This window comes from Streptomyces sp. NPDC002698 (assembly GCF_042888945.1).
Lineage (GTDB): Bacteria > Actinomycetota > Actinomycetes > Streptomycetales > Streptomycetaceae > Streptomyces.
This window is the reverse complement of sequence record NZ_JBIAQM010000002.1, coordinates 518225-541055: the sequence shown is the minus strand read 5'-3', so window position 1 is coordinate 541055 and position 22831 is coordinate 518225. Positions and strand designations below refer to the sequence as shown.

Here is a 22831-nt window from a genome sequence, read left to right as displayed (position 1 = left end):
CTCTGGCGGGTGCAGGGGCGCCGCCTGCGACTGGACTTCAAGAACTTCCAGCGATACGTGACCCTCACCAACGAAGAACCCGAGGGCTGGCGCGGCGAAATCCGTGACGGAGAAGTCGTCGTGTCCCACGATGACGCCGTCGAGGAGGAAGAGGCCGAGCAGCAGGAGCCGGAGGGCGAGGAGCCCGAGGGCGACGCCGAGGAAGGCGCCGACTCCGCAGGCGACGGCGAAGAGGAAGAGGGAGCGGAGGGCGCGTACGAGGACGAGGACGAAGAGGGCGGATACGAAGACGAAGACGAGGCCGACGACGGGGCCGAGGACACATACGAGGACGAGGACGAAGAGGGAACGGAGGGCGAAGACGAGGTAGAGGAAGAGGACGAGGAAGAGGAAGAAGCTCCCAAGAAGAAGAGAGGACAGAAGCGACGCCGTGAGTGACGTCGACGTCCGGCAGGGCTCGTACCCCGTCTCCGGCCCTCAGACCACCAATCTCGCCGACATCCTCGAACGCGTTCTGGACAAGGGCATCGTGATCGCCGGGGACATCAAGATCGATCTCCTCGACATCGAACTGCTCACCATTCGGCTCCGCTTGTTCGTGGCGTCCGTGGACACCGCGAAGAAGGCGGGGATCGACTGGTGGGAAAACGATCCCGCGCTCAGTTCGCGAGCTTCACGCGATGCCTTGCGGGACGAGAACCGCGCATTGCGCGAACGGCTGGAAGCGCTCGAATCCGATATGCCGGAGAAGTCGCTCGAATCCGAGGGTGCGGAAAAATAGCCTGAGAGAAGGCCCACGGCAACGCCCCGAGTCAGCGATGAACCTCGAGTCAGCGAGGAACCCCGAGTCGGCGAGGAACAAGGAGGACCGAGGTACATGACGGAGCGCGGGCCCGAGCTTTCGGGCGACACCATCTACGTGTTCGCTGTCTGCCGGAGACCGGACCCCTCGGTCGTGGTCGGGCTGCCGGGTGTCACCGACGAGGCGCCCGTGAGGTCGCTGCCTCTGGGGGCACTGACGGCCATCGTCCAGTCCGTCCGGGCAAGCGACTTCACGGACGAAGTCTGGCAGGCGCGCCTGTCCGACCAGCGGGAACTCGAACGCTACGCACGCGCCCACCACGACGTCGTCGCCGCCGTCGCGGCGTGCTGCCCGACGGTCCCCCTGCCGATGGCCACCCTGTACCACGGTGAGGACAGGGCGCGAGGGGCACTCGCCAAAGAGACGGATCGGTTCGATGCCGCGCTCAAGCGCATCGCACGCCATGCCGAATGGGGTGTGAAGGTCTACGCGCCGCCCTGCCCGCGAGACGACACGGTGCGGACGGCGCCCCGGCGTGTGACGCCGACCGAGCGGTCACGCCCGGCGCCCGGGGCCGGCCTCGCCTACCTGAATCGAAAACGAGGCGCGCAGGAGCGCCGCGAGCGGATCCAGGACGAGGCACTGAGGACCGCGGAAGAGGTGGACACCGAAGTCCGGGGCCTCGCCGCCGCCTCCCGCACGTTGCGACCGCACGTCCAGCCCGCCGGGGAACGCCGGGTCCAGGTCCTCAACGCGACCTACCTGGTGGCCGAACACCGCGCCGGCGAACTGGCCCTGCTGACACAGACGCTGCGGGAACGCACCGGGGCGGAGATCGAGCTGTCCGGGCCATGGGTGCCCTATTCATTCGTCGGCGAGGTGTAGACCGTGACGCACGACGTGGTGCCCTGGGACGCCCCCGGGCCCCTGAGCGGCCCTGTCGGCGTTCCACTCGTGGACCTGCTGGACCGCGTCCTGGCGACCGGTGTGGTGGTCAGCGGGGATCTGGTCATCGCCATCGCCGACGTCCCCCTGGTGCGGCTGTCCCTCCATGCCCTGCTGTCGTCCGTCAACGAGCGCGTCCCGGCTCCCTGGGCGGACGGCGGCCCCCTGTGAGCGGCTCCCGGCTCGACCTGGACTCCGACCGGATGGGGCGCGACCTGGTCGCCCTGGTGCTCACCGTGGTCGAACTCCTCAGACAGCTGATGGAGCGCCAGGCGATCCGCCGTGTCGAGCAGGGTGACCTCAGTGACGAGCAGGTCGACGAGATCGGGACCACGCTCATGCTCCTCGACCAGCGGATGGCGGAGCTCTGCGAGCAGCACGGAGTGCGCCCGGAGGATCTCAATCTCGACCTCGGCCCGCTCGGGACCCTTCTGCCCAGAAGCTGAAGCCCCTGGCCGAGTGGTGGCCGACTGGTGGCCGAGTGGTGAGGGGGTCGGTTGTCGTGACGAGTTGTTCACGGACGGGCCACGGCGTGAGGGCGACGCTGGTCGCTGTTGTCCCAACGATCAGCGCCCGGGTCCGGATGACGCCGGGCCCACCCTCTGGGTGACCGTGCTCGGCTCCGGTCAAACAAGTACCGGCGGATTGCCGACCGTAAGGGAGGGGGTATTCCCGTGCGTGTCATGGGCACGCACCCATCCCCATCTCAACAGCTCTTGAAGCGGCCCTCGGGGGACCGGAGTCCACCCGCGTCGCGAGTGGCCGAGATCGTCGCCGTACCTGTGCTGCCACGCTGGGAGCGGGACGGATCGCCGGCGTGCTCGGCCTCTTCCGGACCCGGCCCGGACGCCCTGAGCCCCAGGCTCACCCCGGCGCAGGTACCGAGTCGTCTCCCAGGGCGATGTGCGCCGTGACGCGTTTGCCGGACGGTTCTGCCTGGACCTGGAACTTCCGCGTGACGGCCCTGACGATCTCCAGGCCGTGCTGGCCGATGCGGAGGGGATCGACGTCGAAGACGATCGGCTGGGTGCGGCCGCTGTCGCGCACGGTCACCTCGACCGCGGCCTCCTCTATGCGCAATTCCATGAGGATGGGCCCTGGCGCGTATTTACGGGCATTGGTGACCAGCTCGCTGACCACCAGCTGGGTCAGGTCCATCACACGGGGGGAGACGACGACGTTCTGATCCGCCTGGGCATGGGTGAGGAAGTCCGCCGCGAGATGGCGCGCCGCGGCGATGCAGGTGTTGCCTCCGTTCAAAGGGACAGCGGTGGCTATGGGGTGAGCGCTCGGCGGCTCCGAGTCCTTACCGGATGAATCCATTTCTCTTCACCTTCGTTCCCTATTGTCACGACATGTACCCCGGGTGGCGTGGAAGATGTTGCTCTCGCGCACCTGCTTCGCTGTTCGGGCGTGTCGGCGGCCCGTGCCGGTCCGCCGCGGGCGGCGTGGGATCCCCCTGGAAGGGGCATGACGGCCGCTGTGTGACGAACGGCCCGGAAAGCCCGGACCGAGAGGCCCACGGACCGGGGACCATCTCCTGTGATAAAACGCCGGTGCGGCGCATAACGTCGTTACCGTGCCAATGACAATTCCCGCAACCATTGCCGAATCCACTGATCTAGCCGTCAAGAAGTCCCGGCTCGTCCGCTCGCCGGCCCGTTATCTGGTCTCCGCGATGCTCGCCGGCATCTACATCGGTGTCGGCGAGATTCTGCTGCTCAGCGTTGCGGGGCCGCTGGAGGCGGGCCATTCGGGCGCCGTCAGGCTGGTGGAGGGCGCGGTGTTCCCCATCGCCCTGCTGCTGGTGCTGTTCGCCGGTGCCGATCTGTTCACGAGCCAGTGCATGACCATGACGTTCGGCGTGCTCAGCGGCCGGACCTCCTGGGCGGACCTGGCGCGGATCTGGGTGATGTCGCTGCTCGGCAACCTGGCGGGCGCCGTGGTCTTCGCCCTGTTCATAGGCATGGCCGGGACCATCAGGTCCGGCCCCTCCGCCAGCCTGCTGGGCGCTCTGCTGGCCTCGAAGGAAGCCACGTCGGGCGGACAGTTGTTCGCACGCGCCATGCTCTGCAACATGCTGGTGTGTCTGGCCGTGTGGATGTTCACCCGGGCGTCGGGCGACGGCGCGAAGGCCACCATGGTGTGGTGGCCGGTGTTCGCCTTCGTCGCCAGCGGATTCGAGCACAGCATCGCCAACATGGGGCTGTTCTCGCTCGGCATCGTCAACGGTCAGGCGGAGGTCGGTGACCTCGCCCGCAACCTCGCCTTCACCGTTCCGGGCAACATCGTGGGCGGAGCGGTGCTGGTCGCCGCCGCGTACTGGTTCGCGAACGACGGCGGCCGTACGGCTGTCGGCAAGGCCCCCACCGAACCGTCCGTCCCGGCCCGGGACACCACCTCCCGCACCTCCGTTACGGTCTGACCCCCCGGTCTCTGAACGGCGCCAACGGCATCACTGCCGTTGGCGCCGTTCCGCTCGGCCTCCTTGGTGTTTTCGGCGGGCTGCCCCGCGTTTCGCCCGGGTCAACCCCAGGTCTGGTGGCACAGGGTCGCGATCTCGGAGGAGGTGACCCCGTCCGCCCGGCGGCAAAGCTGACGCATCTGGTCGGGCCAGGGTTGCGGACGGGCGCGTGGTGCCCGCGGAGTCGGGTGGCGGTGGGTCCTCGCGCGAGAGTGCGCTCGTGGCGGCTTCCGGTTCTGCGGGACGGTCCGCGAGTGCGGCACCGCATGCGTCGGCGGAACCGTGCGAGGCGTGGTGCGTCGTGCTGGTCCCGCTGCCCGACGGTGAGGAGCCGTTGCGGCCCCGGCCGCACGCCGCGGCCGCTCCGGTTCGGTCTTCACCAGAGCAGAACGAGGCGAGGACTGCACCACCGGCACGGACGTCGGTGAGGCCGCGCCGTCCGCCGAGAGCGAGGCGCGTACACCCGGGCGGCCGTCGACCGGTGGGGCATCGGGGGCCACGGTGGCGCAGCCCGTGATACCGAGCAGCGCCAGGAGCAGGACGGGCAGCAGACGAGGAGACACCGGCCCACTGTGCTGCACCGCGAAGACAGGCGAGCGGCACCACGCGGCGGATCATCACAAGGCGGGAAGGCGCCACGGCGGGTTGACGAGGCAGCCCAGAACATGGGGGCGCGGCCGGTCAGAGGGCGTGGTCGAGGAAGTCCGCGACGGCAACCACCACCGCCCTCGTGGCACCTCGCGCGGCCTCGGTGGCCCTCCGTCTGATGAGTGAGGACGGGCTGCTCGACAGGCGCGGCATGAAGCCGGCGGAGACTGCGGCTGAGCCGACCCGCCCGGTCACCGCGGCCAGGGAGCGGTCTGCGGACAGTGGGTGCGCTGTGATGATCCAGGGTGCCGGCCGGCTCCACCACCGGGCCCGCCGGAGTGGCGCGGGTGCGGACGGTCAGGACGGTCAGGTCGTGGGTCGCGTCCGCTCTTCACCGCTGTGCCGGGGCACGTTGAAGGCCAGGACCGCGGTGTCGTCGTCCACGCCGGTGCCGAAGGTGTCGAGCAGGTCCCGGATCGCGGCCACGGCGTCGTGGGCGGTGGTGGGTGCCAGCCCCTGGACGAACTCCAGCAGGGCCTCGTCGCCGTAGCGGCCGTCGGCGGAGTCGGCGGAGTGGGCTTCGGTGAGACCGTCGGTGTGCAGGAACAGCGTGTCGCCGGGGTCGAGGCGGATGGAGGTGGTGGCGATGTGGGCGTCGGGCAGAACACCGATCAACTGGCCGCCGGGGGTCGGCAGACAGTAGGCGTGGCCGTCGGAGCGCATCAGCAGGGCCGGCGGATGGCCGCCGCTGGCCAGGGTGACCTGGAAGCCGCCCGCGTCCCCGTCCGGGGTGAGCAGACCGAAGATGACGGTGCAGAAGCGAGGGTCGTCGCCGTTGTACTCGTGATTCAGGACAGTATTGAGATTGGCCAGCACCGCCGCGGGGTCGGGGTCGTACACGGCGGCCGCCCGCAGTGTGTAGCGCGCCAGAGAGGTGACGGCCGCGGCGGCCGCGCCCTTGCCGCAGACGTCGCCCAGGAAGAATCCCCAGGTGCCGGAGTCCAGGGGGAACAAGTCGTAGAAGTCGCCGCCCACCTCGTCGGCGGAGGCGACGTGGTAGTACGCGGCGACGTCCAGTCCGGGCACGTCCACCAGGGTGGGAGGCAGCAGCGTCTTCTGCAGGGTGGCGTTCAGTCGCTTCAGGCGTTCGCGTTCCCGGTCCGATTCCTGACGGGCGCGCAGGAGTTCGGACTCGTACGTGCGCCGGTCCCGGGCGTCGAAGACCGTCGTGCGGATCAGCAGCGGCTGTCCGTCACTGCCGCTGCGAATGACAGAGGTCACCAGAACCGGGAGCCGGCCGCCCCCGGCGGTCTTGAGTTCCAGGGCGATGCCGCTGATCTCACCCTGCATACGCAGCAGTGGGCCGAAATGGGTCTCGTGGTAGATCCGGCCTCCGACGGTGAGCAGATCGGCGAAGTCCCTCCGGCCCACCAGTTCGCTGTTCTCGTATCCGAGCCAGTTCAGCAGGGTCCGGTTGATTTTCGCGATGCGGCCGTCGAGGGTCGTGGACAGGTACCCGCACGGCGCGTTTTCGTACAAGTCCTCCGCACTGTCCTCCAGCAACGCGGAGAACGTGGCCTGGTCGGCACCGGGCCGAGAGTCCGGGGCGCAACCCTCACTCCTCCCGCTGTGGTCGGTTCTGCACATCAGTGGCTCGCTCCGGCGAAGGCGGCGATCGCGGCGGCTGTCTCCTCCGGGGCGGCGAGCTGCGGACAGTGTCCGGTGGCGTTCAGCGTGATCAGCCTGCTGCCGGGAATCTGCGCCTGCACGAACGCCCCCACCTCCGGCGGGGCGATCGCGTCCTTGGAGCACTGCGCCACGAGGGTCGGAACCCGCACATGGGCGAGGGACTCGCGGTGGTCGGACAAGAACGTGACCCGGGCGAAGACCCGGGCGATGTCCGGATCGGTGCGGCAGAAGCTGTTGGTCAGCTCCTCACCCAGTTCCGGCCGCTCGGGATTGCCCGTGATCATCGGGGCCATGGCACGCGACCAGCCCAGATAGTTCGCGTCCAGCGACTCCAGAAGCTCCTCTATGTCCTCGGCGCTGAACCCGCCGCGATAGCCGGTCGCCGGGTCGTCGATGAAGCTGGGAGAGGGGGCGAGGAGCAGCAGACCGCTGAACGCATCGGGCTCCCGCGCGGAGGCCACCACACCCATCATGGCGCTCACCGAGTGTCCGACGAACGTCACGGGACCCAGCGCGAGCTCGTGACAGATCTCCAGTACGTCCTCGGCGTAGCCGTCGATCGTGGAGTGGCGCCGCTCGCTCCACGACGCCAGGTCGGAGCGCCCTGCCCCCACGTGGTCGAAAAGCACCACCGTGAAATCGCGCTCCAGCAGCGGCACCACCAGTCGCCACATGTTCTGGTCGCACCCGAATCCGTGCGCGAGCACCACGACGGGGCCGTCCGTCCGGCCGGTCACCCTTACATGGTTCCTGCCCCACACGTCCATGGAGCCATCCTCGCAGACCGCTCCTGGACCCCGGCCGAAAGTCCCGGCCGGCCCGTGGATCACGCGGTGCCAAGGACGTGTGGATCACCACCTGGGGGGCACTCAGTGTGAAGAGAACCACGGGACCCGAGTGCCGAAAGGGAACAGGACTCGCCTCGACGGAGAACCGCCCGCAGAACGCCGTTGTCACGGGCGCGCGAAACGTCCGCCCCTCGATCCTCCGCAGACCTGGCAGATTCCTCGGCCGGCTCGGCATGCGCGGGGGGAGGACCGGTCGTCCCACGGGGCACGGGACACCCGTACATCGGAGGCAGACAGTGACCACCCAGACGTTCACCCCCTTGGTACCCCCCTTCTTGCTGGCGCCCCCAGGGGTGTATCGCCCCCAGCACGACACACGCCTTCTGGCGCGGGCGCTGAACCGTGAGTTCATGAACTCCGGAACCCGGGTGCTGGAGCTGGGAACGGGCAGTGGCGCCCTGGCGCTGGAGGCCGCGAGACGGGGAGCACGGGTGACGGCCGTCGACATCTCCAGACGGGCCGTGCTGACCGCGCGCTTCAACGCGATGATCGCCCGGAGGCGCGTCACTGTGCGCCGCGGTGACCTCACGGGTGCCGTGGCGGGTCAGTCGTACGACCTGGTGATCAGCAATCCACCCTATGTGCCCTCTCCCGATGCCCACCCCCCTCGTAAGGGCGCCGCTCGGGCTTGGGACGCGGGGCACGACGGCCGGATTCTGGTGGACCGCATCTGTGATGCCGCGCCCGCGGTGCTGCGGCCCACTGGTGCACTGCTCGTGGTCCATTCGGGGCTCTGCGGTGTCGATGCCACCTTGGACCGGCTGGCAGGCGCCGGCATGGCCGCGGTGGTCACCGACAGGGCCATGGTTCCGTTCGGGCCGGTATTGCGGTCCCGTCTGCCGTGGCTGCGCCGGACAGGCCTGCTCGGCGACGAGGCAGAGGAAGAACTGGTGGTCATCCGTGCCGAACACGCCTGAAAGAGCGCGCCGCATCCGGGTCGACCCCGATGGGCCGCTGCTCGTGGAGGGGCCGGTCGAGGTGATCGGAGAGGACGGCAGCGTCACCGCCTCGCACCGGTTCACCGTGGCCGTCTGTACCTGTCGACGCAGCCGCGCCTATCCGTGGTGCGACACCAGTCACCGCCGCCGCGTGAGGCCGGACGGCGAGACGACCGGGCCCGCCGGACCGCCCCGGGGCTGCCGGTCAGAGCCCGGCGACGAGACCGGCCAGGCGGCCGGGCCGGAGGGAGCCGAGTGATTTCCGACCGACAGGAGGCCCGGCTGTGCAGCCCGCCTCTGCCCACCCCGCGCGGCGTCCTGTCCGCCGGCGTCGTCTCCGCCCTCGCTCACGGGCATCCGGTGCCCGGACCGGAGGAGGCGGCCGGCGCCGATCCCTATGGTGACGATCTGCAGCTCGCTCTGTACGTGCTGTACGAACTGCACTACCAAGGCTTCGACGGCGTGGACGAGGAGCGCGAGTGGGACCCGGAACTCCTGGCTCTGCGCCGCGCACTCGAACGGTGTTTTCTCACCGCTCTGCGGGTCGACGTCCCTCGTCCGGTACCGGTGAAGGAGGCGCTCGACGACCTGCAGATCGAGCCGGTCGGCCACGACGGAACGAGCGTCTCGCACTATCTCCAACGCGACGGAGAACCAGGACAGTTGAAGGAATACGCGGCGCTGCGCTCCCTCTACCACCTCAAAGAGGCGGACCCGCACGTCTGGGTCGTCCCACGGCTGCACGGCCGCGCCAAGGCGGCCATGGTGGCGGTCGAGTACGACGAATTCGGTGCGGGGCGCCCGGAGGAGATCCACGCCAGGCTCTTCGCCGACCTCATGGAGGACCTCGGTCTGGAAACGGCGTACGGTCACTACCTCGACGTCACCCCGGCCGAGGCACTCGCCACCGTGAACCTGATGTCCCTGTTCGGGCTGCACCGGGCATTGCGGGGCGCGCTCGTCGGACACTTCGCCGCTGTCGAGGTGACGTCCTCGCCCGGCTCGCGCCGACTGGCGAAGGCGCTGCGCCGCACCGGCGCCGGGCCCGCCGCCATCCGGTTCTACGACGAGCACGTCGAGGCGGACGCCGTCCACGAACAAGTCGTACGGCACGACGTGGTGGGCGGCCTGTTGGAGAGCGAACCCGCTCTGGAACCGGACATCGTCTTCGGCGTTCAGGCCACCACGCTGTTGGAGGGCCGACTCGGTGCCACGCTCCTTGCCGCCTGGGGGGACGGACGCAGCGTCCTTCGTGTCCCCGCGCCGAGCAGTGGACAGCGCCAGGAACTCCGGCCCCGGACTCCCGCACCTCCTGAGCCGGGACATGAAGGCAGACCATCCGAGTGACGGAGCGTTCGTGCCGCGGGGCTCTGGCTTCGGCGCGTGCGCCGCATGGTTCGATCGACCACTCCGCCAGTCACTTTCAAGGCAGGGAACGACCATGGACGGCAACCGCGAGATGGATTCGGCGCACCAGGTGCCCAAGGACGTCGACGAAGAGACCGTGAACGCCCTGGGCGCGCTTTCGAAGGCTCTGGAGACCACGGAGCGGGCCCGCGGCCACCTGTACGGGTTCCACCAGCTGACCGGGACGGCGGACTTCGAGCTCGGCGAAGCGGCCCGCCTGCTGCGCGAGGCGGGCCACGACGAGCAGGCCGCCCGCGTCGAGCGCGAACTCGTCGGCCGCAACGTCATCCCCGGCCACTGGACGTTCCAGATCGTCGAGGCCTACAACGCGACCTACTACCGGCCCTTCGCCGAGATGGAAGGCGACATCGTCGGCGAACTGGCCGCCGGGCGGGACCACCTCCTGGAGGCCCGCCTCAAGACGGCCCGCCGCACCCATCGGCATCCCCACCACACCGCGACACCTCCGCCGCCTGAGCGGTGAGCCGGGTTCAGCGAATCCCTGCCTCGAAGTCTTGACCTCGCATACGGGGGTACTCGCAGCTCATGAAAGCGACATACTGGGAAATAGCCCTACAGGATGCGGCATTCGGAATGCTCGGAGCCTTCGCGGGCGGACTGCTCATCGTAGGTGGTCTGGTGTGGGCGGTCCGGCTGGGCATCAAGGCGCGTCGGCGTGAGCCGGGTCCGCCCCGGCCGCATGAGCAGCCCGCGCCGCCGGAGTCCGGTCCTGTGCATGAGTCCAGGGAGATGCGCGAGCCGGATGAGGTCCCCCGTGCCGCGGACGAGAGCGAGCGCCTCACGCCGTACCAACTCCACAGCTCGGGCGGCAAACGCAGCGAGAGGCAGGAGCGTCCGCGCTGGGAGTCCGGATCCGGTGCCGGCCCTGCCGGAACATGACCCACCGGGTCCGAGGGCTTCCGGGTGGGCGGCAAGGGGTCGCATGGGCGAGGCAGGCCCGGGTCTGCTCGGGCGGCAGGTCCACCCGGTAAATCCGGCCCGCGGCCGCCGCACCGGGGCGACCCCGGCCGGACCGACGGCCGTGAGGGCCGTCGGCGCGTGCGACTGAGGATCCGCGGCGCATGATGCCGCTGCGGAAGGGTACTCGACGATTTCGACCTTTTCATCACTATTTCAGAGGTTGTCATGGCGATTCGACACCAAGTGATCGAGCGGCCCCCTGACGCCGTCTGGGCGGTTCTGGAGGATCCCCGGCTCTACGCCGACTGGGTCGTGGGGACCTCTGCCTCGTGGCCACTGGACACTCGGTGGCCGCAGGTCGACGCGGAGCTGGCGTATCGCGTGGACCTGGGTCCATGGACGTTCGAAGGGCGGACGGTGGTCCGCCGGGCGGAACCGCCCCACTGGCTGGAGCTCGAGGCCGACAGCGGCCGCTTGGGTACGGCGCGCATCGCCATCGAAGTGCGTCCCTGGGGCGGACAGGCGTTGGTCCTGGTCGATGAGCACCCGCTGCGCGGACCGGGAGGAGCTCTGCACGCGGCGCCCCTCGACTTCCTGATCCAGTTGCGGCACCGAAGCATGCTGCCCCGCCTTGCCCGAACCGTGGAGGGCGTCACCTCCGCGGCGTCCGGCACCGCGGTCCGGGCCATGGCGGGAGGCACGGCGACCAGTGGCCGAGGCTGAGAGGCCGAAGCCGCCGTCACCGCCGGCGCGGCGCCGGCCCGCGCCGAGCGGCACACGGCGCGCTCCTGTCGCAGGACCGCCATCGGCCCAGGCGATCCGCGTGCGTCGTCACCGGCGGGAACGAGCCGATCGAGCCTTCGACCGCCCGTCCGCTCGCAGGCGCTTCCGCCGGTCGGCGCGGCGGGCGGGCCGACCGGCGTCACACACCTTCTGGAGTTCTGGCATGACTTTTCCCATCGCCTCCGATCCGCTCGCCGAGCTGTCCGCGGCCGGAGTGTCGGTCTGGCTGGACGACCTGTCCCGTGAACTGCTGGCCGGGGGTGAACTGAAGAGGCTGATCACGGAGAAGCATGTCGTGGGGGTCACGACGAATCCCACGATCTTCGCCTCCGCACTGTCCAAGGGAGACCGCTACAGCGAGCAACTGCGCCGGCTGGAACGTGAGGGCGCGAGCGTGGACGACGCCATCCTCACCCTCACCTCCGACGACGTACGGGCAGGGTGCCGGGCGTTCGGCCCGGTCCACCTGCGCAGCGGCGGGACCGACGGGCGGGTTTCCGTCGAGGTCGATCCCCGGCTCGCGCGGGACGCCGACGCCACGATCGACCAGGCGCGCAAGTTGTGGGAGACCGTCGGCCGGCCGAACCTCCTGGTCAAGATCCCGGCCACCGGCGAGGGGCTGACCGCGATCACCCGTGTCATCGCCGAGGGCATCAGCGTCAACGTCACCCTGATCTTCTCCCTGGAGCGCTATCGCGCGGTCATGGACGCCTACTTGGCCGGACTGGAGCAGGCCGAGGCCGCCGGACGGGATCTGGCGGACGTTCACTCCGTCGCCTCGTTCTTCGTCTCGCGCGTCGACACCGAGGTCGACCGGCGCCTCGACGCCATCGGCACCCCCGAGGCCCGGGCGCTCAGGGGCAAGGCCGCGATCGCCAACGCGCGGCTCGCCCACCAGGCGTACGAGCAGATGACCGCCGGGTCCCGCTGGCAGGGCCTCGCTGCGGCCGGGGCCCGTCCGCAGCGGCCTCTGTGGGCATCCACCGGAGTCAAGGACGCGGCCTACCCCGACACGATGTACGTCGGCGAACTCGTCATCGCGGGCACCGTGAACACCATGCCCGGCGCCACTTTGGAAGCGTTCGCTGACCACGGCGTTCTGCCTGCCCGCACGCCGGCCGTCGATGCCCGCGCCGCTGCGACAGCCCACTTCGAGGCGCTGGAGCGTGTCGGCGTCGACTTCACGGATGTCACCGACACCCTCGAAAGGCAAGGACTCGCCAAGTTCGAGGACAGCTGGACCGAACTCACCGCCTCGGTGGACCGGGAGATGCGCGCCACCGCCCCTGCCGCGGGCGGGCCGGGAACCTCGAAGGCGTTCCCGAAGAAGGCCTCGGGAGGTGCCGACCTTCTGGCGATCTATCTGAACGACCACCTCTCCGGCGCGACCGCCGGCCTGGAACTCTTCCGCAGGGCCGCACAGACCCGGCAATACCGGGAACAGGGCACCGCGCTGGCCGAACTGGCCCATGAGGTCGAGCAGGACCGCGATTCGCTGACGCAGATCATGGCCGATCTCGCGGTGCCGACCGCCTACGCGAAGGTCGCCCTCGGCTGGCTGGCCGAAAAGGCGGGCCGCGCCAAGCCCAACGGCCATCTCCTGTCCCGCTCCCCGCTCAGCGACGTCCTGGAACTGGAATCCATGCTGCTGAGTGTCCAGGGCAAGGCGGCCTGCTGGCGCGGCTTGCGCACCCTGGCGGAGACCGACGGGCGGCTCTTCGCCGAACACCTGGACGTCCTCATCGAGCGCGCCGACCGCCAGTCCGCCGTACTGGAACGACTCCGTCTGGCCGCCGTCGAATCGGTCCTGCGTTCCACTCGGCCCCGAGTGTGACGCCCGTGCGCGGGCGTCCGGATGACACGCTCACGCATTCCACAACACACCCGTGTCCGACATGTGTCGATTTGGCGTGTCGGGTACTCGGTGGTGCGTGTCTCCCGGCTCTGGCTGTCGACACCGGAGCGGAGGGGAGCGCGCGGGCCGTCCGCGCCGGACACGGGGCCGTGCTCGGCCCGAGACGGCGCAGTGACTGAGGAGGACGCATGAAGGCGTTGGCATGGCACGGCAAGAGGGACGTACGAGTGGACACGGTCCCCGATCCCGAGATCCAGGATCCGACCGACGTGATCATCAGAGTGACGACGACCGGGCTGTGCGGTTCCGACCTGCACCTGTACGAAGTCCTGGGACCGTTCCTCGACGCCGGCGACATCCTGGGCCACGAACCGATGGGGATCGTCGAAGAGGTCGGTTCCGAGGTGGTGAACGTGCTCAAGGGGGACCGCGTGGTCGTACCGTTCAACATCTCCTGCGGTGCGTGCTTCATGTGCAAGCAGGGCCTGCACTCGCAGTGCGAGACCACCCAGGTCCACAGTCAGGGAAGCGGCGCGTCCCTGTTCGGGTACACCAAGCTCTACGGCCAGGTCCCCGGCGGGCAGGCCGAGTACCTGCGCGTACCGTTCGGCAACACCCTGCCCATCGCCGTTCCCCCGGGACCTCCGGACGACCGGTTCGTCTATCTGTCCGATGTCCTGCCCACCGCGTGGCAGGCCGTCGACTACGCGGCCGTCCCGCCCGGTGGCAGCGTCGCGGTGCTGGGCCTGGGACCGATCGGGGACATGTGCACCCGCATCGCCGCCCATCGCGGCGCCGGGACGGTCATCGGGATCGACCTGGTACCCGAGAGGCTGGACCGGGTGAAGGCGCGCGGAGTGCACACCCTGGACCTTGAGGAGCACGGAGACGGGATCGTGGAAGCCGTCCGGGACCTCACCGCCGGACGCGGCCCCGACGCCGTCATCGACGCCGTCGGAATGGAGGCCCACGGCGCCGCGGTCACCCAGGCCGCGCAGCAGATGACCACTCTGTTGCCCGGCAAACTGGCCGCCAAGTTGATGCAACGCGTCGGCGTGGACCGCCTGTCCGCCTTGTACCTGGCCATCGAGCTCGTCCGCCGGGGCGGCACGATCTCCCTGTCGGGAGTTTACGGAGGGATGGCCGACCCCCTGCCCCTGCTGACCATGTTCGACAAGCAGATCCAGCTACGCATGGGCCAGGCCAACGTCTGGCGCTGGGTGGACGACCTCCTGCCCCTGCTCACCGACGCCGACCTGCTCGGTGTCGAATCCTTCGCGACCCACCACCTGCCGCTGGAACGGGCCCCTGACGCCTACGAGATGTTCCAGAAGAAGCAGGACGGCGCGGTGAAGATCCTCTTCAACCCCTGACCGGCCCCGAGTTCATTCCGGCAGCGGACAACGACCGCGCACGCAAGGGTTCGTCAGCGCCGTTGTGGGCTTTCCGGCCATCGCGATGGCCGCATCGGAGGGTGCGTAGTGACCAAGCAGCAGAGTGCTCTGGACGGCCGAGTCGCCGTCGTGACGGGAGCCGCCCGCGGTCTGGGTGAGGCCGTCGCGCGGGAACTGGCTCGGCGCGGTGCCCGCTTGGCCCTTCTGGGCCTTGAGGAAGAAGAGTTGGCGCGGGTGGCGGCATCCCTTCCCGCGACGGCGAACCACTGGCTCGTGGATGTCACCGACGACGAGGCGATGAGGCGGGTCGCCGGCGAAGTCCGGCAGTCTCTCGGCCCGCCATCGGTGCTGGTGGCCAATGCCGGCATCGCCGAAGGCGGTCCCTTCGACGAGTCCGATCCGGCACTGTGGCGGCGTGTGATCGAAGTGAATCTGATCGGCAGCGCGATCACCCTCCGCTCCTTCCTGCCGTCGCTGTTGGCCACGCACGGCTACTACCTGCAGATCGCCTCGCTGGCATCCATCGGAGCCTCACCCATGATGAGCGCGTACTGCGCTTCGAAGGCCGGCGTCGAGTCCTTCGTGCACGCCATGAGCGCCGAGCTGGCCCCCCGAGGCGCAGGCGTGGGCATCGCCTACCTGAACTGGATGGACACCGACATGATCCGCGACGCGGATCAGCACGCCGTGCTCCGCGAGCTGCGGTCGCAGATGCCCAGACCGGCCAGGAAGGTCCACTCCGTCGATGCGGTCGCCGCGCGGCTCGCGACCGCTGTGGAGCGACGCTCTCCCGCCGTCTACGTCCCCGCCTGGCTCTCCATGGTGCAGGTGGTGCGTGCGGCGCTGCCGCCCCTGGTCACCCGTTTCGCCCGCCGCTCACTCACGCGCATGTCCTTCGCCCCGACGGGCGCGCTCGGGGCGGGCGGCCGAGCCGCCGCACGACGCGGCGACTTCGTCTGACCCGGGTCACCTGACCGGCTCGACCGCACGACGCGGGCTCGATCTCCGTCAGTCCCGGGGCTGCTGAATACGGAGCCGACCGGAGAACAACCGCTGGGCGGAGGTGAGCACGCGTGCCGTGCCCGTGGTGCTGCGAAGCGCCGCACGCGCCGCGTTGGCACCGCAGGCACCGTGGACTCCGCCGCCCGGATGCGCGGACGCCGACGCGAGATAGAGGGCTCGCACGGGAGTCTCGGGGCGCCCGGTGCCCGGTACGGGCCGGAAGATCAACTGCTGGTGGAGGCTGGCCGTGCCTCCGTTGATCGCGCCGTTGTGCAGATTGGCGTCCAGGGCTTGGAGGTCGGGAGGGGCCAGGATCCTGCGGGCCCGGATCAGCGAGCGGAAGCCGGGTGCGTAGTGCTCCACGTGCCGTTCCACACGGTCGGCCATGGCTTCCCGCTCCCGCTCGTCCCATACTCCGGTGATGCGGTCCGGGCCGGCGTCACCGACGACGGTCTGCGGAACGTGGGTGTAGGCCCAGGCGGACTCGGTTCCCCGTGGCGAGCGCGAGACGTCCGCGGTCGTCATCTGCCCGAGCAGAGTGAAGGGGCGGTCAGGCGCCGTCCCGGAGGCCAACTGTGCCGCGAAGCGGGTGAGTTCGCCGACGCTGTCGGACAGGTGCACGGTGCCCGCGCCGCCGGCGGCTTCGGTGTTCCAGGGGATCCGCCCGCCCAGCGCCCAGTCGATCTTGAAGGTGGCGAAGTCCCACTGGAAGCGGCGCATGCTCTGCAGGAGCGCGGACGGCAGATGCCGCTCGTCCACCAAGCCGCCGTAGAGATCCGGAGCGGACACATCGGCCAGCACGCAGCGCCGCACCGGGACTGCTTCCCCCGTCGCCGTCCGCACGCCCATGGCGCGGCCACCTCGTACCACGACCTCCCGCACAGGTTCACCGCAGCGAACGGTGCCGCCGTGGCGTTCGAGGCGCTGGACGAGCGCGGCCGCGAGGCCTCCCGCGCCTCCGGCCGGGACGGGGAATCCGTAGTGTTGCCCGAGCATGCACAGCAGCCATCCGAATCCGCCGCTGCCGGCGGCCTCCGGGGCGAGGTCGGCGTGCAACGCGTTCCCGGCGAGGAGCAGGCGCCCGGCGTCGCCCCGGAATTCCTCTTCACCGAGCCGCCGCGCGGGCAGCAGGAGGGACCGGGCGAGGGGCAGCCCGACGGGCCCGCGCAGTCTCAGCGCCAGGCGGGCAGCCGCCTTGAGCGGGGGAAAGGGGGTGAACAGGGCGTCCAGCACGTCCCCGCCGATTCGATCCCAGGTGCCACACATGCGCGACCACGCGGCTCCGTCCCCCGCACCGAAGGCGTCCAGCCCTTGCGCAGTCGCTTCCTTCGACCGCTCGAGGACGGCACACCGTCCGTCGGGGAGGGGGTGGGCGAGCACGGACGGAGCGTGGGACCAGCGCAGACCATCGGCCTGCAGCTCCAGGCTCTGGATGATCGGTGACGCCGCGGCGAGGGGGTAGAAGGCGCTGAACGTGTCGTTCACGTAGTCGGGGTGCAGCCCGCGGTCGCTGCGTACGGCGCCTCCGGGCTCACTCTGGGCTTCCAGGACCTCGACACTCCAGCCCGCGTCGGCAAGGAGGTTCGCTGCCACCAGGCCGTTCGGGCCCGCTCCGATGACCACGGCGTCCAGCATCTTCAGCTCCTGCGGTCAGAGTCCCGGACGCACCGCCTGCCGGAGCGCCGCATCGACCTGCCGCCCCCGTTCCTCTCTGGTGACCACTCGGTAACTCCGTGTCGGATCACCATGACGAACTCCTCATATCGCCCTGAAACGGTCGGCGGCTACCCAGTACCCCTTCCCCGGCTCGCCATGCGGCCGGCGCGGGAGCCCTTGCCGTCCGGCGACAAGACCGCTTCGGAGGTCCTTGGCCCGCTCGGCCCGGCCCGGCGCCTCCAGGGTGCAGGAGTTATGTCGAACCCGCCGAGGAGCGACCGTAAGGGGCGCGACTGCCACTGCCGGGCCGGCCGGATGCCTCGGCGGTGGGTCCCGTCCTCGCGGGGTGGGACCCACCGCCGGTCGTGCGGAGAGCCGCGTTCAGTTGGTGGTGAGCATGCCTTCGCGGAGTTTGGTGAGGGTGCGGTTGAGCAGGCGGGAGACGTGCATCTGGGAGACGCCGAGGTATTCGCCGATCTGGGCCTGGGTGCATTCGTCGACGAAGCGCATGTGGATGATGCGCCGTTCGCGGTCGTCGAGCCGGGCGATCATGGGGGCGAGGGCGTTGAAGTCCTCGACGAGTTCGAGGGCGTTGTCGTCGGTGCCGATGAAGTCGGCCAGGACGGCTTCACCGTGGTCGCTGGAGCCGATGGTCGCGTCGAGGGAGGAGGAGGTGTAGCCGTTGGAGGCGAGGCGCGCTTCGTTGACTTCTTCCTCGCTCAGGCACATCAGCTGGGCGAGTTCCTTGACCGTGGGGGCACGGCCGAGCCGGCTGCGGAGCTCCTCGGTCGCCTGGGCGAGATGGATCCGGGCCTCCTGCAGCCGCCTGGGGACATGGACGGCCCAGGAAGTGTCGCGGAAGAAGCGCTTCATCTCACCGACGATGTAAGGAACCGCGAAGGAGGTGAACTCCACTTCGCGGGTGAGTTCGAAGCGGTCGATGGCCTTGATCAGTCCGACCATGCCGACCTGGACGACGTCCTCCATCTCGTCGTGGCCGCGACTGCGGAAACGAGCGGCGGCGAAGCGGACGAGGGTCATGTTCATCTCGATGAGGGTGTTGCGCGCGTACTGGTACTCGGGCGTGCCCTCCTCGAGCACCGCCAGCTGGTCGAAGAACAGCCTGGACAGCTGCCGGGCGTCCTTGGGGGCGACCCGCGAGGGGTCCGCTATCTCCGGCAGTGGTGCTGTCGGTGGCACGGTCTGTGGTGCTGTCGCCTCGGTCACCGTCATATCAGGCCCCTCCCACGGTTCCAGCCCCCGTACCGCCGGCTGCTGGAGGCCGACAACAGCGCGGTTACCCGCATTCGGACAGTCCATGCGAAACAGGAGCCGGAACCTCCCGCACCCTTCAGGCGCCGCCCGAGCGCGAGGAGGGTGCCGAGCGACGCGGGGAGAGTGCCCGGCACTCGTCGAAGCGGAGTGGCAGACGTCCGCGCGCCGGGTCGCGGCCCCCACTCCCCGCCGGTCGGCCGAACACCGCCGACGGCCGTCTGCCGTGCCCCTCAGCGGCTCCCGTCCCCGGCGGGTGAACCGTCAGGGTCGATGCCGGTGTAGGCGGAGGCGTCCTTTTCACCGCTGGGACGGCGGGACTGTCCGCGGCGCCCGGTGTCGTGCATGCCTCTGGACTTGCCCCGGTCTTCGGCGCGCGCGGTCAGGCTGTCCGAGGGGGTGCCCTCTCCCGATGCGTCTTTCTCCTTCTTCGTGGGCACCTTGCGGGCCCTGTCGGGCTCCGGGGCGTACTTGTCGGGGTGGAAGGAGCGGTGGGGACTGGGATTCGGCTGCTGAGACTCGTCATTCACGGACGGCCCCCAGCGCAACTGGCGCTCTCCCTCGGATGTGCGTTGCCCTCGCCCTTGCGGGGGCTGCTTCGCTGACGTTGCCATGGTGGGACCTCTCGTCCTCACGGTTGTGTGGTGGCTCTTCTTGCGCTGTGGAGGGATCGCCGCACCACGGACACCACAAAGAGCCGAGTGACCCGTCACGCATGCGTAAAACGTGATATATCGGTCCGCTTTCGTTCTCTGTGCTGCGCCGCTTCGCGGTGACGCTGAAGCGACGGGGCCGCGGCCCTCGGTCCGTCTCGGCGAAGAGCGTCCCGGGCGGGGCCGCTCGTACGAAGGTGGCTGTCGCGGCCTCGCGTGTCGTACCGAAGTGGTCGGCAGCGCTCTGATTCGTCGTCGAGTAGGGCTATTTAGTGCATAAAGTCACGTTTTCATGCTGTCCAGTGGGTTACGCGGAAGACGACCGGAGAGCAGGAGGTCAGGATGATCACCCAAGGGTGGATTGCCGCCGCGCTGGACCATCCGGTGTACGACGTCGACGGAAGGAAGATCGGCGACGCCAGGCATGTCTTCCTCGACGATGCCACCGGCGAGCCCGAACGGGTCAGCGTCAAGACCGGGCTCTTCGGCACCGGTGAGTCCTTCGTTCCCGTACGCGAGGAGCACCGGCTCTACGAGCACTACGGCATCGCGTGGGGCGACGAGCGGGGCTGGCGGCCGGAGCGGGACAGACGGTCCCACGTTCGCTCACGGACGGTCGCCACTACCGGCGAAGGCACCTCGCTGCCCTACGACGACACCACCGCTGCGGGCATCGCCCGCGGCGGCCATGAGAATCCCGACACCGGGTCTGCCCGCTCCGAAAGCTGCGAAGACGACGCGATGACGCGCTCCCAGGAGCACGGGCGAGCCGGCACGGAAAGCACCGCGACAGGGCAGCCACGGCTGCGTTTGTACCTGACTCCCGAAGCGTGGCGATAGGGGACGCGCCTTCGACCGGCGAGTCCTGCACACACCTGGACGTCGGCCCCAGAGGCACGCGCGTCCCGCGCGGTTCACCGCCGGTGCGCGACATTCACCTTTCCGCGGGCGCGACGGACGTGTCCTACACCGATCGAGGCGACCACCATGGCAGACAACATCACCAGCGTCGGCGGAGACAGCCGGCCCGAGACAGACGTCAGCCCGCTCAAGGGCCGCACCGGGGCCGGTGCTCCGGCAGAGACACGGGGGAGGACCACCATCGCGGACGGCGTGGTGGCCAAGATCGCGGGCACCGCCGCCCGGGAGGTGCCGGGCATCCACAGCCTGGGGGCGGGGATGGCCCGCGCCTTCGGAGCCGTGCGCGAACGCGTTCCCGGCAGCGGAGGAGCAGGCGCGGCAGCCACCCGCGGAGTGAAGGTCGAGGTCGGCGAGCGCCAGGCCGCTGTCGACCTGGACGTCGTCGTCGAATACGACGTCTCCATCGTTGACGTCGCCGGCGAGGTACGAACCAACGTGATCAGTTCCGTGGAACGGATGACGGGCTTGGAGGTCGTCGAGGTGAACATCGTCGTCGACGACGTTCACCTCGACGACGAGTCGGAAGAGGCCGATTCGGAGGACCGCGTGAGGTGATCGACCGCCGTCACCCATGGCCGTGCCCCGTGCATGGCCGGGTGCTCTACGGACGATCGCGCTCGCGAGACGGGTGAGTGCATGATGAACACAGCGACGACAGGCCTCGCGGCAGGCATGGCCCTCGGCTTCGCCGGATACTTCGGCGGCTTCTGGGCGTTCCTGCTCGTTCTGGTGCTGGGTACGGCGGGGCTGATCGTGGGCCTCGCGGTGCAAGGTGACCTCGACCTCCGTACTCGGAGACAGCGGTGAGTACCCGGCCCGCTTCCCCGTCCCTGGGCGACAGGTCCGGCTCACTCGCACGGGCCGTCGGCCTGCCGCCCCCGGCAGAGCGGGGAGCCACCGTCATCCCGGACAAGGTGGTCGCCCGCATCGCCGCCCGGGCCGCGCGGACGGCCCAGTCCCGGCGCGCCGCCATACCGCCCGACCGGGGCCGGCCCGCGGCACCCAGCGCCACCGCCGCCATCCGTACCGGATCGGTGCGCCTGCACCTGGCCATGGACCTGCCCTACCCCACCGACATCCCCGGCGTCTGCGAGCGGATCCAGCGTGACGTCGCCGAGCGGGTGGCTCAACTGACCGGCCTGGAGGTGCGAGAGGTCATCCTCACCGTCCGACGGCTGGTGACCGCCCCCGGCGTGCACCGGGGACGGCTCCGGTGAGCCGCTCCGTGATCCGGGCCCCCGGGCACGCCACGCAGGAAGGAGGCCGCAATGACACCTGACCCGAGTTCTCCAGCCCACAACTCCGAGCCCTCCGCGGGCCGCGCTGCCGTGCCGCTGACGAAGGAGCCCGACCGGTCCGGTGTGCCCGAACACGGCACGCCCGCACCGAACCTGACGGCCGGTGAGAACGGGGGCGGGCAACGGGCACGCCGTCCGTGGTCCGCCCGCCGCGTTCCGGCCGCACTGGTCGCCTCGGTTGTTCTCGTGGTGACGGCCGCGGCGCTGGTCGACGTCGTCGCCGTCCGGGCGGGACGTCCCGCGGCTGCCTGGCGCCGTCACCTGGCCGATGGACTGGCCACTCGCCCCGTGGACGACGTGTGGATGCTCACGGGAGCCTCCGTGGCCGCCGCTACCGGTGTCTGGCTGATGGTCCTGGCCCTCACCCCCGGCCTGCGGCACTGGCTGCCCCTGCGCTCTCCCGCGCCCGGACTGCGAGCCTGTCTGGACCGCGACGGCGCCGCGGTCCTCCTGCGCGATGCCGCCATGCGGGTACCCGGAGTGGCCAAGGCCCGCATCCGGGTGCGCCGCCATCGCGTCAAGGCCCGCGCGGACGTCCGTTTCCGCGACTCACGGCAGGTCAAGGACGATCTCATCGCCGTCCTTCGCGAAGAGCGCGACCGGTTCGCCCTCGCCCGCCCGCCGCGCATCGTCGTACGAGTGCGGCGACGCACCGACTGACAGAGAACCCCAGCACCGGAGCCCCACCATGACGCCGCGCCCCGTACTCAACCGCAGCCTGCTGGCCCTCGCCGGACTGGTACTGCTCGGCGGCGGTCTGCTGATCCTCTTCGCCGGGCTCGACATCTACCGGCGACACGATCTCGCCCCGCCCGCGGGCTGGCCGCTGATCACTCCGAACGACGTCCTGCTCGGCTCCGCCGACCGGGCCCGCTGGAGCAGCCAGGGATGGTGGTGGTGGCCCGCGGTCATCGCCCTTCTCGCCCTCGTCGCCCTGCTCGCCCTGTGGTGGCTGCTCGTCCAATTGCGCGGACGCCGCCCAGGGGTGCTGCCCGTCGGCGGCACACCACCACGAGAAGGCGTCGAACTGCGCGACCAGGCACTGAGCGACGCGATCGGCGCCGAAGCGGGCGCCCTGCCCGGGGTCGAGGAGGCCGCCGTACACATCACCGGCGGCCCCGCCCACCCCCACACCCGCGTCACGCTCGCTCTCACCCCCCAAGGGGAACCCGGCGCCGTCCTCGAAGCCCTGCATACCGGCCCGCTCCGCACCGCCAGCCGCTCCACCGGCTCCCCTCCCGGGCCCACCGAGGTACGCCTACAGGTCGCGCACCACAAACCGCACCGCGCCGAGTAGGAGGCGACCGACCGCCGGTGTGCACACTCCGTGCTGCCCGGTGGGGCTTGGATGTGTCCGGGCCGCGCTGGTCGGGCTTCGGCGGCAGCGGAGCGACC

26 protein-coding genes and 1 pseudogene are annotated in these 22831 nt (G+C 70.0%); 21 read left to right on the top strand and 6 right to left on the bottom strand.

Annotated features, from left to right (window positions below):
* The 5 genes and pseudogenes from ACFYW9_RS04800 to ACFYW9_RS04780 all read left to right on the top strand — a co-directional run.
* Positions 1 to 438: pseudogene (locus tag ACFYW9_RS04800) on the top strand (cyclase); the annotation flags it as partial.
* Entirely contained in the window at positions 431 to 781 is a 351-nt protein-coding gene (locus tag ACFYW9_RS04795; protein ID WP_389144750.1) for a gas vesicle protein, read from the top strand. The pseudogene ACFYW9_RS04800 and the gene ACFYW9_RS04795, both read left to right, overlap by 8 nt.
* Before the next feature lie 96 nt (positions 782 to 877).
* Entirely contained in the window at positions 878 to 1687 is an 810-nt protein-coding gene (locus ACFYW9_RS04790) for a GvpL/GvpF family gas vesicle protein (RefSeq protein WP_389144747.1), read from the top strand.
* Positions 1688 to 1690: 3 nt separating this feature from the next.
* Positions 1691 to 1918: a gas vesicle protein gene (locus tag ACFYW9_RS04785; protein ID WP_351870927.1), complete on the top strand. Its 228-nt coding sequence runs from the start codon at positions 1691 to 1693 to the stop codon at positions 1916 to 1918.
* The gene (locus ACFYW9_RS04780) at positions 1915 to 2193 is read left to right on the top strand and encodes a gas vesicle protein K (RefSeq protein ID WP_326783991.1); all 279 of its coding nucleotides are present in this window, start codon (positions 1915 to 1917) and stop codon (positions 2191 to 2193) included. The genes ACFYW9_RS04785 and ACFYW9_RS04780 overlap by 4 nt, the downstream gene beginning before the upstream one ends.
* Positions 2194 to 2611: 418 nt before the next feature.
* Here the strand turns inward: ACFYW9_RS04780 and ACFYW9_RS04775 are convergent, their stop codons facing one another.
* Positions 2612 to 3070 (bottom strand): ATP-binding protein, encoded by a 459-nt coding sequence (locus tag ACFYW9_RS04775; protein ID WP_389144742.1) that lies wholly within the window; start codon positions 3068 to 3070, stop codon positions 2612 to 2614.
* 262 nt (positions 3071 to 3332) lie between these two features.
* On the opposite strand from ACFYW9_RS04775, the gene ACFYW9_RS04770 reads away from it, so the two are divergent.
* A complete protein-coding gene (locus tag ACFYW9_RS04770) occupies positions 3333 to 4172 on the top strand; it encodes a formate/nitrite transporter family protein (protein WP_389144739.1) in 840 nt (279 codons plus the stop codon).
* A 993-nt stretch (positions 4173 to 5165) separates the two neighbouring features.
* Here the strand turns inward: ACFYW9_RS04770 and ACFYW9_RS04765 are convergent.
* A complete protein-coding gene (locus ACFYW9_RS04765) occupies positions 5166 to 6446 on the bottom strand; it encodes a PP2C family protein-serine/threonine phosphatase (protein WP_389144735.1) in 1281 nt (426 codons plus the stop codon).
* Positions 6446 to 7255, bottom strand: a complete 810-nt coding sequence (locus tag ACFYW9_RS04760; protein ID WP_389144732.1) for an alpha/beta fold hydrolase — start codon at positions 7253 to 7255, stop codon at positions 6446 to 6448. Before ACFYW9_RS04760 ends, ACFYW9_RS04765 begins: the two co-directional genes overlap by 1 nt.
* 317 nt (positions 7256 to 7572) lie before the next feature.
* Here ACFYW9_RS04760 and ACFYW9_RS04755 point away from each other — a divergent pair, with 317 nt between their 5' ends.
* From ACFYW9_RS04755 to ACFYW9_RS04715, 9 genes are all read left to right on the top strand, one after another.
* Positions 7573 to 8253 (top strand): HemK2/MTQ2 family protein methyltransferase, encoded by a 681-nt coding sequence (locus ACFYW9_RS04755; RefSeq protein WP_389144729.1) that lies wholly within the window; start codon positions 7573 to 7575, stop codon positions 8251 to 8253.
* Positions 8237 to 8533 carry a CDGSH iron-sulfur domain-containing protein gene (locus tag ACFYW9_RS04750; RefSeq protein ID WP_389144726.1) on the top strand — a complete coding sequence of 99 codons (297 nt, stop codon included), beginning with the start codon at positions 8237 to 8239 and terminating at the stop codon, positions 8531 to 8533. Before ACFYW9_RS04755 ends, ACFYW9_RS04750 begins: the two co-directional genes overlap by 17 nt.
* Positions 8533 to 9621: an iron-containing redox enzyme family protein gene (locus tag ACFYW9_RS04745; RefSeq protein ID WP_389144818.1), complete on the top strand. Its 1089-nt coding sequence runs from the start codon at positions 8533 to 8535 to the stop codon at positions 9619 to 9621. The genes ACFYW9_RS04750 and ACFYW9_RS04745 overlap by 1 nt, the downstream gene beginning before the upstream one ends.
* Before the next feature lie 94 nt (positions 9622 to 9715).
* On the top strand, positions 9716 to 10165 hold the full coding sequence (locus ACFYW9_RS04740; protein WP_389144723.1) for a hypothetical protein: 450 nt from the start codon (positions 9716 to 9718) through the stop codon (positions 10163 to 10165).
* Between the two features lie 62 nt (positions 10166 to 10227).
* The gene (locus ACFYW9_RS04735) at positions 10228 to 10581 is read left to right on the top strand and encodes a DUF6479 family protein (protein WP_389144720.1); all 354 of its coding nucleotides are present in this window, start codon (positions 10228 to 10230) and stop codon (positions 10579 to 10581) included.
* Positions 10582 to 10827: 246 nt separating this feature from the next.
* Complete coding sequence (locus tag ACFYW9_RS04730) at positions 10828 to 11325, top strand: SRPBCC family protein (protein ID WP_389144717.1); 498 nt, start codon at positions 10828 to 10830, stop codon at positions 11323 to 11325.
* Positions 11326 to 11548: 223 nt separating this feature from the next.
* Complete coding sequence (tal, locus tag ACFYW9_RS04725; RefSeq protein ID WP_389144714.1) at positions 11549 to 13219, top strand: transaldolase; 1671 nt, start codon at positions 11549 to 11551, stop codon at positions 13217 to 13219.
* Between the two features lie 209 nt (positions 13220 to 13428).
* Positions 13429 to 14613, top strand: coding sequence for a zinc-dependent alcohol dehydrogenase (locus tag ACFYW9_RS04720; RefSeq protein WP_389144711.1), 1185 nt, complete (start codon positions 13429 to 13431; stop codon positions 14611 to 14613).
* Positions 14614 to 14721: 108 nt separating this feature from the next.
* Complete coding sequence (locus ACFYW9_RS04715; RefSeq protein ID WP_389144708.1) at positions 14722 to 15594, top strand: SDR family oxidoreductase; 873 nt, start codon at positions 14722 to 14724, stop codon at positions 15592 to 15594.
* Between the two features lie 48 nt (positions 15595 to 15642).
* On the opposite strand, the gene ACFYW9_RS04710 is transcribed toward ACFYW9_RS04715, so the two are convergent.
* The 3 genes from ACFYW9_RS04710 to ACFYW9_RS04700 form a co-directional block, all read right to left on the bottom strand.
* Positions 15643 to 17271 carry a phytoene desaturase family protein gene (locus tag ACFYW9_RS04710; RefSeq protein WP_389144705.1) on the bottom strand — a complete coding sequence of 543 codons (1629 nt, stop codon included), beginning with the start codon at positions 17269 to 17271 and terminating at the stop codon, positions 15643 to 15645.
* A gap of 402 nt (positions 17272 to 17673) precedes the next feature.
* Complete coding sequence (locus ACFYW9_RS04705) at positions 17674 to 18525, bottom strand: RNA polymerase sigma factor SigF (protein WP_389144702.1); 852 nt, start codon at positions 18523 to 18525, stop codon at positions 17674 to 17676.
* 272 nt (positions 18526 to 18797) lie between these two features.
* Entirely contained in the window at positions 18798 to 19094 is a 297-nt protein-coding gene (locus ACFYW9_RS04700; protein ID WP_389144699.1) for a hypothetical protein, read from the bottom strand.
* A 465-nt stretch (positions 19095 to 19559) separates the two neighbouring features.
* Here ACFYW9_RS04700 and ACFYW9_RS04695 point away from each other — a divergent pair, with 465 nt between their 5' ends.
* The 6 genes from ACFYW9_RS04695 (at position 19560) to ACFYW9_RS04670 (ending at position 22733) form a co-directional block, all read left to right on the top strand.
* A complete protein-coding gene (locus tag ACFYW9_RS04695; RefSeq protein ID WP_389144696.1) occupies positions 19560 to 20057 on the top strand; it encodes a PRC-barrel domain-containing protein in 498 nt (165 codons plus the stop codon).
* A 147-nt stretch (positions 20058 to 20204) separates the two neighbouring features.
* The gene (locus tag ACFYW9_RS04690; protein WP_389144693.1) at positions 20205 to 20693 is read left to right on the top strand and encodes an Asp23/Gls24 family envelope stress response protein; all 489 of its coding nucleotides are present in this window, start codon (positions 20205 to 20207) and stop codon (positions 20691 to 20693) included.
* Between the two features lie 81 nt (positions 20694 to 20774).
* The gene (locus tag ACFYW9_RS04685) at positions 20775 to 20945 is read left to right on the top strand and encodes a hypothetical protein (protein WP_389144827.1); all 171 of its coding nucleotides are present in this window, start codon (positions 20775 to 20777) and stop codon (positions 20943 to 20945) included.
* Positions 20942 to 21355, top strand: a complete 414-nt coding sequence (locus tag ACFYW9_RS04680; protein WP_389144690.1) for an Asp23/Gls24 family envelope stress response protein — start codon at positions 20942 to 20944, stop codon at positions 21353 to 21355. Before ACFYW9_RS04685 ends, ACFYW9_RS04680 begins: the two co-directional genes overlap by 4 nt.
* A gap of 51 nt (positions 21356 to 21406) precedes the next feature.
* Positions 21407 to 22096, top strand: a complete 690-nt coding sequence (locus ACFYW9_RS04675; RefSeq protein ID WP_389144687.1) for a DUF6286 domain-containing protein — start codon at positions 21407 to 21409, stop codon at positions 22094 to 22096.
* 28 nt (positions 22097 to 22124) lie between these two features.
* Complete coding sequence (locus ACFYW9_RS04670) at positions 22125 to 22733, top strand: alkaline shock response membrane anchor protein AmaP (RefSeq protein WP_389144684.1); 609 nt, start codon at positions 22125 to 22127, stop codon at positions 22731 to 22733.
* Positions 22734 to 22831 lie beyond the last annotated feature (98 nt).

Coding starts and splice junctions, on each gene's coding strand:
- ACFYW9_RS04790 (WP_389144747.1), top strand. CDS start 878: ATGACGGAGCGCGGGCCCGAGCTTTCGGGCGACACCATCTACGTGTTC.
- ACFYW9_RS04775 (WP_389144742.1), bottom strand. CDS start 3,070: ATGGATTCATCCGGTAAGGACTCGGAGCCGCCGAGCGCTCACCCCATA.
- ACFYW9_RS04770 (WP_389144739.1), top strand. CDS start 3,333: ATGACAATTCCCGCAACCATTGCCGAATCCACTGATCTAGCCGTCAAG.
- ACFYW9_RS04765 (WP_389144735.1), bottom strand. CDS start 6,446: ATGTGCAGAACCGACCACAGCGGGAGGAGTGAGGGTTGCGCCCCGGAC.
- ACFYW9_RS04760 (WP_389144732.1), bottom strand. CDS start 7,255: ATGGACGTGTGGGGCAGGAACCATGTAAGGGTGACCGGCCGGACGGAC.
- ACFYW9_RS04740 (WP_389144723.1), top strand. CDS start 9,716: ATGGACGGCAACCGCGAGATGGATTCGGCGCACCAGGTGCCCAAGGAC.
- ACFYW9_RS04735 (WP_389144720.1), top strand. CDS start 10,228: ATGAAAGCGACATACTGGGAAATAGCCCTACAGGATGCGGCATTCGGA.
- ACFYW9_RS04730 (WP_389144717.1), top strand. CDS start 10,828: ATGGCGATTCGACACCAAGTGATCGAGCGGCCCCCTGACGCCGTCTGG.
- tal (WP_389144714.1), top strand. CDS start 11,549: ATGACTTTTCCCATCGCCTCCGATCCGCTCGCCGAGCTGTCCGCGGCC.
- ACFYW9_RS04720 (WP_389144711.1), top strand. CDS start 13,429: ATGAAGGCGTTGGCATGGCACGGCAAGAGGGACGTACGAGTGGACACG.
- ACFYW9_RS04710 (WP_389144705.1), bottom strand. CDS start 17,271: ATGCTGGACGCCGTGGTCATCGGAGCGGGCCCGAACGGCCTGGTGGCA.
- ACFYW9_RS04705 (WP_389144702.1), bottom strand. CDS start 18,525: ATGACGGTGACCGAGGCGACAGCACCACAGACCGTGCCACCGACAGCA.
- ACFYW9_RS04695 (WP_389144696.1), top strand. CDS start 19,560: ATGATCACCCAAGGGTGGATTGCCGCCGCGCTGGACCATCCGGTGTAC.
- ACFYW9_RS04690 (WP_389144693.1), top strand. CDS start 20,205: ATGGCAGACAACATCACCAGCGTCGGCGGAGACAGCCGGCCCGAGACA.
- ACFYW9_RS04685 (WP_389144827.1), top strand. CDS start 20,775: ATGATGAACACAGCGACGACAGGCCTCGCGGCAGGCATGGCCCTCGGC.
- ACFYW9_RS04675 (WP_389144687.1), top strand. CDS start 21,407: ATGACACCTGACCCGAGTTCTCCAGCCCACAACTCCGAGCCCTCCGCG.
- ACFYW9_RS04670 (WP_389144684.1), top strand. CDS start 22,125: ATGACGCCGCGCCCCGTACTCAACCGCAGCCTGCTGGCCCTCGCCGGA.